Here is a 9563-nt window from a genome sequence, read left to right as displayed (position 1 = left end):
CGGGGGAGAAGCTGCCGTATTTGCGTTCGACGGCGGTCCGGATGAGGAAGTCCGCCAGGGCCGGGTTCTTGGGCAGCAGGGAGCCGTGGAGGTAGCTCGCCACGATGTTCCGGTAGCGCGCGCCCTCCTGGCCGTCGCTGCTGTTGTTGCCGGTGCCCTTGGCTGTGCTTCCCAGGGGTGACACGCCCGGGCCGAGGGTGGTCTGGCCGCTGTGGTTCTCGTACCCCAGGACGGTGCCGAACTCGGGGGAGGACACCGACACGTTGCCGATCAGCCGTTCCTCGGTGCCGTGGGTTTCCACGTCGAGGATGCCGATCCCCGGGATGACGGAACCCGTCCGGGTCTTGAAGAACTTCCCGAACAGCTGGTAGAGGCCGCAGATCACCAGCATCGGCGTGCCGTTCTCGGCCAGTTCCTTGAGCACGGTCTCGCGCGAGAGCAGGTCATCCTGGATGACCAGCTGGCCGCTGTCCTGCCCACCGCCGCCGACGATCAGGTCGATGTCCGCCGGGAACTCGTCGCCGACGTTGTACTCGAGCAGCTCCGGTGTGTAGCCGTGCCAGCGGAGCCGCTGCGCCAGCACCAGGGCATTGCCCCAGTCGCCGTAGATGTTCATGTCGCGCGGGTACAGCTGCAGGACCCGGATGCTTCCCTTGCCGGGGGCGGGGGATTCCTCCGGTGGGAGTTCGTGCCCGAAGGACAAATGGGGCTCGTCGGCGGGGGACTGGGGGGTCAAGAGACCACCTCCACTGTGGTGATTTTGGACAGCTCGCGGCGGATGGCCAGCATCGCTGTGTAGGTGCAGAAGATCCGCTTCGGTTTGTCCTTGGCGCCGCTGATGAAGGCCGCCAGTGCGGGGGCAATCTCGGTATTGACCGCGCCGATCGCGACATCGTCGTACTGCAGTCGAAGGGCCATGTCGTAGGCGCGGGAGCCGCTCAACTGGTCCACGCCGCCCTCGCGGAGGGTGTCGAATTCGACGTCCCAGAGCCAGGACATGTCCCGGCCGTCGGCATAGTTGTCATTGATCGCGATCATCGTGGCGTATCCCTCGGCCGGGAAGGACTTCAGCCCCAGGCGGAAGCCGCTGGGGTTCTTCACCAGGACCAGGTCCAGTGGCAGGCCGTCGACGACGAGGCTCTCACCGCGGCCGAAGGCGGGCGCCACTTGGGACAGTGCCTGCAGCAGGCCCGCATTGTCCGCGGCGACGGGTATTCCCTGTGGGGTTTTTCCCGTGACGCCGCCGTCCCGGACCGCAATGGCCCGGGCCAGGGTCAGCGCGGCCGCGGCGTTGAAGATGTTGTAGACGCCCCGGAGCTTCATCGCCGTGGTGGCAGTGACGCCGTCGTACTCAAAGTCCGCGTCCGCCGCGCCCACCCGGCGGAGCACGACGTCGGCGTGCGGCCTGGCGGGGGCCGGCGGCACCGGGCTTCCTGGGGCCGCCCGCATCTCGTCGTCGTTCGGGAAGGTGCTCAGCAGGGAGTCATCCAGGCCGAAGTAGAGGACTTCGGGACCGCTGAGCGTGTCTGTTTTGAGCGTGTCCGCGATTCGGGCGACGCGCGGGTCCTCCCGGTTCAGCACCACGGTGCCCGTGGTCTTGGAGGCGATGTGCTGCAGCAGCTGCGCGGTCTTGTCGATCTCGCCAAAGCGGTCCAGCTGGTCCCGCAGGACGTTGAGCAGGAGGCAGTAACGCGGCGGCACCTGGTTGACGAAGTGCACCGCGTGGGCCTCGTCCAGTTCCAGCACGGCCACATCCGCGTCAAGCCGGCCCCGCCAGTCCACCTCGCCGAGCAGCGCGGCGGCCACGCCGCGGGTGAAGTTGCTGCCGGTGCGGTTGGTGAAGACCTTCAGGCCCTGGCTCTCGAGCAGTTCCACCACCATCTTGGTGGTGGTCGTCTTGCCGTTCGTGCCGCTGACGACGGCGACGCCGTGCGGCAGCGTGGACAGTGTCCTGCGCATGAACCCGGGGTCGATCTTTTCGACGACGAGCCCGGGAAGGGCAGAGCCTCCGCCCCTGAGCCGGGAGACCCGGCGGACGAGCTTGCCGAGCGGAACGCTGAAGTAAAACATGCTTTGTAATATATCCCAGCGGCGGCATGGAAGCCCGCCGGGAGGCAGCGGGGCATGTGTTCAGGCAACTATGCTGTTCGGATGACCAACCCCACTTCGGCGCCCCCTTCCCGCACGGGTTCAGGCCTGCGGATCGGCGTCCTGGCACTCCAAGGCGATTTCCGCGAGCACCTGCATGCGGTGGAAGAGGCCGGCGCCACGGGCATCGGCGTCCGCCGGCCGTCCGAACTCGACGGCCTCGACGGCCTCATCATTCCCGGCGGCGAATCGACCACCATTGACAAGCTGTCCCGGGCCTTCGGGCTCCGCGACCTGCTGCGGCAGCGCATCCAGGACGGACTGCCGGTCTACGGCTCCTGTGCCGGGATGATTCTCCTCGCGGCGGAGATCGCCGACCCCGCGAAGGACCTCGCCGGCAACCCGCAGCAGACCTTCGGCGGCCTGGACATCACAGTGCGCCGGAACGCTTTTGGCCGGCAGCGTGAGTCCTTCGAGACGGACCTGGACTTCAAGGGCCTCGACTTCAGCGCCACGGCGGACGGCGTGGCCCCTGTCCATGCGGTCTTCATCCGCGGACCATGGGTGGAACGCGTCGGCGACGGCGTGGAGGTGCTCGCCAAAGTGGAGCCCTCCAGGGCCTCCCACCCCGAGGCGCTGGCCGGGACGGCTAGAATTGTAGCTGTGCGTTCCGGCAAGCTGCTGGCCACCTCCTTCCACCCGGAAGTGACGGGGGAGAAGCGCGTGCATGAATTGTTTATTCGAATGATCAGAGGAGAAGCGTAAAGCATGTCAGGCCACTCCAAATGGGCGACGACCAAGCACAAGAAGGCAATCCTCGACAGCCGCCGGGCCAAGTCGTTCGCCAAGCTGATCAAGAACATCGAAGTCGCTGCACGCATGGGCGGACCGGACCTCGCCGGCAACCCGAGCCTGGAACTCGCCGTTACCAAGGCCAAGAAGACCTCGGTCCCCGCTGACAACATCGACCGCGCCATCAAGCGCGGCGCCGGCCTCACCGGCGAAGTGGTCGACTACACCGAGATCATGTACGAGTGCCGCGGCCCGCAGGGCTCAGCGCTGCTGATCGAGTGCCTGACGGACAACAAGAACCGCGCCGCCTCCGAAGTCCGGCTCGCCATCTCCCGCAACGGCGGTACCATTGCCGATCCCGGGTCGGTCAGCTACCTCTTCTCCCGCAAAGGTGTTGTGTCGCTGCCGAAGAACGGGCTGAGCGAGGACGACGTCCTGATGGCCGTGCTCGACGCCGGCGCCGAGGAAGTCAAGGACAACGGCGACAGCTTCGAGATCCACTCCGAGCCCACCGACCTGCAGGCCATCCGCGACGCGCTCAAGGAAGCCGGGATCGACTACGACACCGACGAGGCCGAGTTTGTGCCTTCCATGCAGGTGCCGCTGGACCTCGAAGCCGCCAAGAAGTTCATGAAGCTCGTGGACGCCCTCGAAGAACTCGACGACGTCCAGAACGTGTACAGCAATGCCGACCTCAGCGACGAAGTGCAGGCCGCACTGGAAGCCGAGTGACCCTTCGCGTCCTCGGCGTCGATCCGGGCCTCACCCGCTGCGGGATCGGCGTCGTGGACGTCGAGAAAAACCGCCGCGCCACCATGGTGGCGTTCGGCGTCGTCGGCACCTCACCCGAGGAGAGCCTGGACCAGCGCCTCCTGGTCATCGCCACCTCCATCGACGAGTGGCTGGACCGGTACGAACCGCACGTCCTCGCCGTCGAACGCGTCTTCTCGCAGCTCAACGTCAGCACCGTGATGGGGGTCGCCCAGGCGTCCGGCGTGGTGATCGCCGCCGCCGCGCGCCGCGGCATCCCGGTGGCGCTGCACACCCCGTCCGAGGTCAAGGCCGCCGTGACCGGCAGCGGAACATCGAACAAGGACGCGGTCACCAAACTGGTCACCAAGATCCTCCGGCTCGATGCCCCGCCACGCCCGGCCGACGCCGCCGACGCCCTGGCCCTGGCGATCACCCACGCCTGGCGGGCCGGGAGCGGTATTTCCAACAAGGACGCACTCACAGCCGGGCCGGGCAGCATGTCCCTGACTCCGGCCCAGCGGGCCTGGGCGGACGCGGAGGCCAAAGCGCGCCGCGCACGCTGAATGTCCGGCTGTGCCGCCGCAGAGCTTGGTAGGGTATTCGTAGATATGTTCGGATAGCCGGGGCTTCCCGGTTCTCTTTTCAGCTGAATTTTCAGGAGCCCGGCTTTGATCAGTTTTCTCCGCGGAACCGTAGCGCACGTCGGCCTGTCCTCCGCCGTGATCGACCTCAACGGCGCCGGCATGAGCGTGAACGCCACGCCGCAGACCCTTAGCAGGCTCCGCACCGGCGAGGAGGGGAAGCTCTTCACCTCCCTGATTGTGCGCGAGGACTCCCTCACCCTGTTCGGATTCGGCTCCGACGACGAACGTGAAGTTTTCGACGTCCTGCTCAGCGTCAGCGGCGTCGGACCCCGGCTGGCCCTGGCCGTCCTGGCCGTGCACGAGCCCGAGGCGATCCGCGTCGCCGCACACTCAGGCGACGGCAAGGCCTTCACCAAGGTGCCCGGCATCGGCCCCAAGGTCGCCGGACGGATCGTGCTGGAACTGGCCGGAAAGCTCGTGCCGCACGGCACCGCCGCCGGCACCACAGCTCCGTTGGCATCCTCCGAAGCGGTCTGGAAGCCGCAGGTTGTTGCGGCCATGACGAGCCTGGGCTGGTCCGAGAAGGACGCCACAGCCAGCATCGACAAGTCCCTGGCCGACTCTCCCGAGCTGGCCGAAAAGGGCAACGTGGCCGAGATCCTGCGTGCCACCCTCCGCTGGCTGGGGCAGGACGGCGCCCGCGCCGGTAACAGGGTAGGCGCCCGTGGCTGAGCCGTCGGTCGTCGCAGGGGGAGAGGAGCCGGAGGAGCGGGTCATCGAAGCCGCCCTCAGGCCGAAGAACCTGCACGACTTCGTGGGCCAGCACCGGGTCCGCAAACAGCTCTCCCTCGTTTTGGAGGCCTCGCGCATGCGGGGCCGCAGCGCGGACCACGTCCTGCTCTCGGGTCCTCCCGGGCTGGGCAAGACCACGCTGTCGATGATCATCGCGGCCGAGATGAACGCCCCGCTGCGGATCAGCAGCGGTCCCGCCATCCAGCACGCCGGTGACCTGGCGGCCATCCTGTCCTCGCTCTCCGAAGGGGAAGTCCTCTTCCTCGACGAGATCCACCGGATGTCCCGGCCGGCCGAGGAAATGCTCTACATGGCGATGGAAGACTTCCGGGTCGACATCGTCGTCGGAAAGGGCGCCGGCGCCACCGCCATCCCGCTTGAACTTCCGCCCTTCACCCTGGTGGGCGCCACCACCCGCGCCGGCCTGCTGCCCGGGCCGCTCCGGGACCGCTTCGGGTTCACCGGACACCTCGAGTTCTACTCGGTGGCGGAACTCGAACTCGTGCTCCGGCGCTCCGCCGGGCTCCTGGATCTGAAGGTCAACTCCGCCGGGTTCAGTGAAATCGCGGGGCGCTCCCGCGGTACACCCCGTATCGCCAACCGCCTCCTGCGCCGGGTCCGCGACTGGGCGCTGGTGCACGGCATCGAACAGATCGATGCCCGGGCTGCCTCCGCGGCCCTGGACATGTACGAAGTCGACAAGCGCGGCCTGGACCGGCTGGACCGCGCCGTCCTCGAAGCCCTCATCACCAAGTTCGGCGGCGGGCCCGTGGGCCTGTCCACCCTGGCCATCGCCGTGGGCGAGGAGACGGAAACGGTGGAAACCGTCGCCGAGCCGTACCTCGTCCGTGAGGGTCTGCTGGGCCGCACCCCGAGGGGGCGGATCGCCCTCGCTCCGGCCTGGACGCACCTCGGCTACGCTGTGCCGCCAGGAATCTTTTCGCAGGACCCGCTGGAGCTCTTCCAGGCCGACGACGGCGGGCCGAACCTGGCCGGCGGGCTGGGGCAGGATGCCGATCCGGAATGGATCCGTAATAGTCAATAGCACCGCGCCGTAACCTTTTCCCTTTAGACTGGTATGACGCTCGGCACGTTCGGGTCTTTGTTTCTGTGCGCGGCCAGCACCAGGCCGCCGTCGGCTCGGCATGATTCCCTGCCAGCCAGCCCGGAGCGAAGCGGACGTTGCTGTAAAACCAGCTACGCAAGTACAGAACGGAACTATCCCTGTGTTCGGACTTATTTCTGCCCAGACCCAGCCGCAGGCCGGCGGCGGTATCGACATCATGACCATCCTGCTGTTCGCCATGCTCGGCGTCTTCGTCTTCATGATGTTCCGCCGCAACAAGAAGACCCAGCAGGCGCAGTCGCAGCTCCAGTCGAAGTTCGCCCCGGGTGTCGAGGTCATGACGAGCTTCGGCCTGTACGGCCGCATCGTCGAGATCGACGAGGACGAGAACAAAGTCCTGCTGGAACTCTCCCCGGGCAACACCGCCACCGTGCACCGCCAGGCCGTCACCAAGATCGTCGAGCCGGTTGTCGCCGACGAGGAGCCTACGGTCGTTCCCAACGACGCGTCCTCGCTGACCGTCGACAAGGCCGAAAGCGCCGCTCCCGTCAACGACGCCCCGCGCGACGAGACGCCGGAAGAAACCCTGCGCCGCCTCAACGACGAGGGCAAGAAAGACAGCTAGTCTGCCTGTTTGAGCTATCCCGCGAAGTAACAGCTGCGGGCCACCGCCGGAGCGGCCCCGCATGGGCCGCACGGCGGTTCCTCCGTAAATAATAGAAAGATCGACAATGGCACGAACTGGCCCCAAAAACACAGCCCTCAGGGTGCTGGTCTGGCTCGGCGTTATCCTCGCCGTCCTGACCGCTGTCCTGGCAGGCGGCACCATGGCCGGCCAGGCGAGCTGGGCTCCCAAGCTCGCCCTGGACCTTGAAGGCGGCACCCAGATGATCCTGGCGCCCAAGGTTGAGGGCGGTTCGGACATCAATGAAGAACAGCTCAACCAGGCCGTGGCGATCATTCGGCAGCGCGTGGACGGCTCGGGCGTCGCGGAAGCTGAAATCAGCACGCAGTCCGGACGGAACGTCGTTGTCAGCCTGCCGGGCACACCGTCAAAGGAAACCCGCGCACTGATCCAGGCGTCCGCCGACATGAACTTCCGGCCGGTCCTGCAGGCCGGTCCGGGCGCAGCGGTCCCCGCGGAGTCACAGACTCCTGAAGACCAGCTGCCCAAGCCCACCGCAGAGCCCACCAACGGCAGCGACGTGAACTGGGTAACCCCCGAAATCTACAAGAAGTTTGAAACTCTCGACTGCGAAAACCCCTCGCAGGACAAGCAGGAACGCTCCGACCCGACCAAACCGCTGGTCACCTGCGAGCCGGCCTCTGCCACCTCCCCGGCGATCAAGTACATCCTTGGCCCCGTCGAGGTCAAGGGCTCGAACATCGCAGGGTCCTCCTTCCAGCTGCAGCGCGGTGCCCAGGGCGCCGTCACCAACGAGTGGGCTGTGAACATCCAGTTCAACGAAGAAGGCACCGCCAAGTTCAAGGACGTCACCGAGCGGCTGTACCAGTTCTACGTCGCGGGCGGCGGCCAGAGCGGCTCGGACCCGAAGTCCCAGTTCGCGATCGTCCTCGACGACCAGGTCATTTCCGCCCCGCGGTCCCTCGCTGTCATCACCGATGGCCGCCCGCAGATCACCGGCGGGTTCACCGAGCAGTCCGCGAAGGCCCTCTCGGACCAGCTCCGCTTCGGCGCCCTGCCGATCAGCTTCGAGATCCAGAGCGAACAGCAGATCTCGGCAACCCTCGGTGGTGAGCAGCTCCGGATGGGTATGCTCGCCGGCCTGATCGGCCTGCTGCTGGTGGTGGCGTACTCGCTGATCCAGTACCGGGCATTGGGCCTGGTCACCGTCGCCTCCCTCGTGGTGGCCGGTGCACTGACGTATCTGGCCATCGCGATCCTGGGCTGGACGGAGAACTACCGGCTGTCCCTGGCCGGCGTCGCAGGCATCATCGTGGCCATCGGCCAGACAGCGGACTCGTTCATCGTCTACTTCGAACGTATCCGTGATGAGCTCCGTGAAGGCCGCGGCCTCGTGTCGGCTGTCGAGAATGGCTGGAAGCGTGCCAAGCGCACGGTCCTGGCGTCCAAGGCCGTCAACCTGCTGGCCGCCCTGGTGCTGTACTTCGTGGCAGTGGGCAACGTCCGCGGCTTCGCGTTCACGCTCGGCCTGACGGCGATCGCCGACCTCATCGTCGTCTTTATGTTCACCCACCCGACCCTGCAGATGCTGGCCCGCACCAAGTTCTTCGGTGAAGGCCACCCGCTCTCCGGGCTGGACCCGAAGAGCCTCGGTGCCGTTCCCCTGTACCGGGGCGCGGGACGGTTGCGCACTCCTGCGGACAAGCCGGCCGCTGTGGCCGCGCTCCGTGCCAAGAACACCGGCGCCGTGGCTGAGGCCGAACGCCGGATGACCATTGCAGAACGACGCTTCGCGGAACGTCAGGAACAGCTTGCCGGTTCCTCCAAGAGCACGTCCAAGGAGGGCAACTAAATGGCCACCAGCTTCGCCAATTTCGGCAATGAACTCTACACGGGCAAGCGCTCGTACGACTTCGTCGAATCCAAGAAAATCTGGTTCCTGATTGCGGCCGTCCTGGTTGCGCTCTCGATCCTGCTGCCGGTCGTCAAGGGCGGCTTCAACCTCGGCATCGAATTCCGGGGCGGCTCGGAATTCACCGTCTCCAACGTGAAGACCACGGACGCTGCCGTCGGCGAGAAAGCTGTCGAGGACGTTGTCCCCGGCAGCGTCCCGCGGGTGGCGAACGTCGCAGGCAACACGATGCGGATCCAGACGGACAAGCTCACGGAGGATGAGACGCTCCAGATCAAGGCGGGCCTCACCCAGGCCTACGGCGTGACGGACAACGAGGTGACATCGAACTTCGTCGGCCCCACCTGGGGTGCCGACGTCACCAAGCAGGCCCTCCTGGGCCTGGCGATCTTCGTCGCACTTGCCGCCGTGCTGATGGCGCTGTATTTCCGGACGTGGAAGATGTCGCTCTCGGCACTCGTGGGCATGCTGGTGACGATGTTCATCACCGCCGGCGTCTACGCCCTCAGCGACTTCGAAGTCACGCCGTCGGCCATCATCGGCTTCCTAACCGTGCTGAGCTACTCGCTGTACGACACCGTGGTGGTCTTCGACAAGATCCGCGAGAACACCGCGGACCTGCAGGCGTCCACCCGCCGGACCTTCGGCGAGGAAGTCAACCTGGCCGTCAACCAGACCCTCGTCCGCTCCATCAACACCATGATGGTCGCCATCCTCCCGGTCGGTGCCATCCTCTTCATCGGAGCCGGTCTCTTGGGTGCCGGCACGCTGCGGGACCTCTCGTTGGCGCTGTTTGTCGGGATCCTGATCGGCACGGCGGCGACGATCTTCATCGCGGCACCGCTCTACGCCTGGCTGCGCCAGGGCGAACCGGAACTGGTCAAGCAGGCCGAACGCGTGCACCAGCGCCGGGCCCAGGCCGCCAAGTCC

10 protein-coding genes are annotated in these 9563 nt (G+C 66.5%); 8 read left to right on the top strand and 2 right to left on the bottom strand.

The window, feature by feature from the left end:
• Both K789_RS0100300 and K789_RS0100295 read right to left on the bottom strand, forming a co-directional pair.
• Window positions 1–616: type 1 glutamine amidotransferase (locus K789_RS0100300; RefSeq protein ID WP_237739462.1), on the bottom strand; the 616-nt coding region annotated here is incomplete at its 3' end.
• A gap of 116 nt (window positions 617–732) precedes the next feature.
• Window positions 733–2070 (bottom strand): Mur ligase family protein, encoded by a 1338-nt coding sequence (locus K789_RS0100295; protein ID WP_024365001.1) that lies wholly within the window; start codon window positions 2068–2070, stop codon window positions 733–735.
• Between the two features lie 81 nt (window positions 2071–2151).
• Between K789_RS0100295 and pdxT the strand changes: the two genes are divergently transcribed.
• The 8 genes from pdxT to secF form a co-directional block, all read left to right on the top strand.
• Window positions 2152–2853: a pyridoxal 5'-phosphate synthase glutaminase subunit PdxT gene (pdxT, locus tag K789_RS0100290; RefSeq protein ID WP_024365000.1), complete on the top strand. Its 702-nt coding sequence runs from the start codon at window positions 2152–2154 to the stop codon at window positions 2851–2853.
• Between the two features lie 3 nt (window positions 2854–2856).
• Entirely contained in the window at window positions 2857–3612 is a 756-nt protein-coding gene (locus tag K789_RS0100285; protein ID WP_024364999.1) for a YebC/PmpR family DNA-binding transcriptional regulator, read from the top strand.
• Complete coding sequence (gene ruvC / locus K789_RS0100280) at window positions 3609–4196, top strand: crossover junction endodeoxyribonuclease RuvC (RefSeq protein WP_024364998.1); 588 nt, start codon at window positions 3609–3611, stop codon at window positions 4194–4196. Before K789_RS0100285 ends, ruvC begins: the two co-directional genes overlap by 4 nt.
• 105 nt (window positions 4197–4301) lie before the next feature.
• A complete protein-coding gene (gene ruvA / locus K789_RS0100275) occupies window positions 4302–4949 on the top strand; it encodes a Holliday junction branch migration protein RuvA (protein WP_024364997.1) in 648 nt (215 codons plus the stop codon).
• Window positions 4942–6054, top strand: coding sequence for a Holliday junction branch migration DNA helicase RuvB (ruvB, locus tag K789_RS0100270; RefSeq protein ID WP_024364996.1), 1113 nt, complete (start codon window positions 4942–4944; stop codon window positions 6052–6054). The genes ruvA and ruvB overlap by 8 nt, the downstream gene beginning before the upstream one ends.
• Before the next feature lie 238 nt (window positions 6055–6292).
• Window positions 6293–6700, top strand: coding sequence for a preprotein translocase subunit YajC (yajC, locus tag K789_RS0100265; RefSeq protein ID WP_024364995.1), 408 nt, complete (start codon window positions 6293–6295; stop codon window positions 6698–6700).
• A 106-nt stretch (window positions 6701–6806) separates the two neighbouring features.
• Window positions 6807–8573: a protein translocase subunit SecD gene (gene secD, locus K789_RS0100260; protein WP_024364994.1), complete on the top strand. Its 1767-nt coding sequence runs from the start codon at window positions 6807–6809 to the stop codon at window positions 8571–8573.
• A partial coding sequence (gene secF / locus K789_RS0100255; protein WP_024364993.1) for a protein translocase subunit SecF occupies window positions 8574–9563 on the top strand: 990 nt, incomplete at its 3' end.

Origin of the sequence: Arthrobacter sp. TB 26 (assembly GCF_000427315.1) — a bacterium.
Lineage (GTDB): Bacteria > Actinomycetota > Actinomycetes > Actinomycetales > Micrococcaceae > Arthrobacter.
Note: the sequence above shows the minus strand (reverse complement) of the source record. Positions and strands in the feature narration are given on the sequence as shown.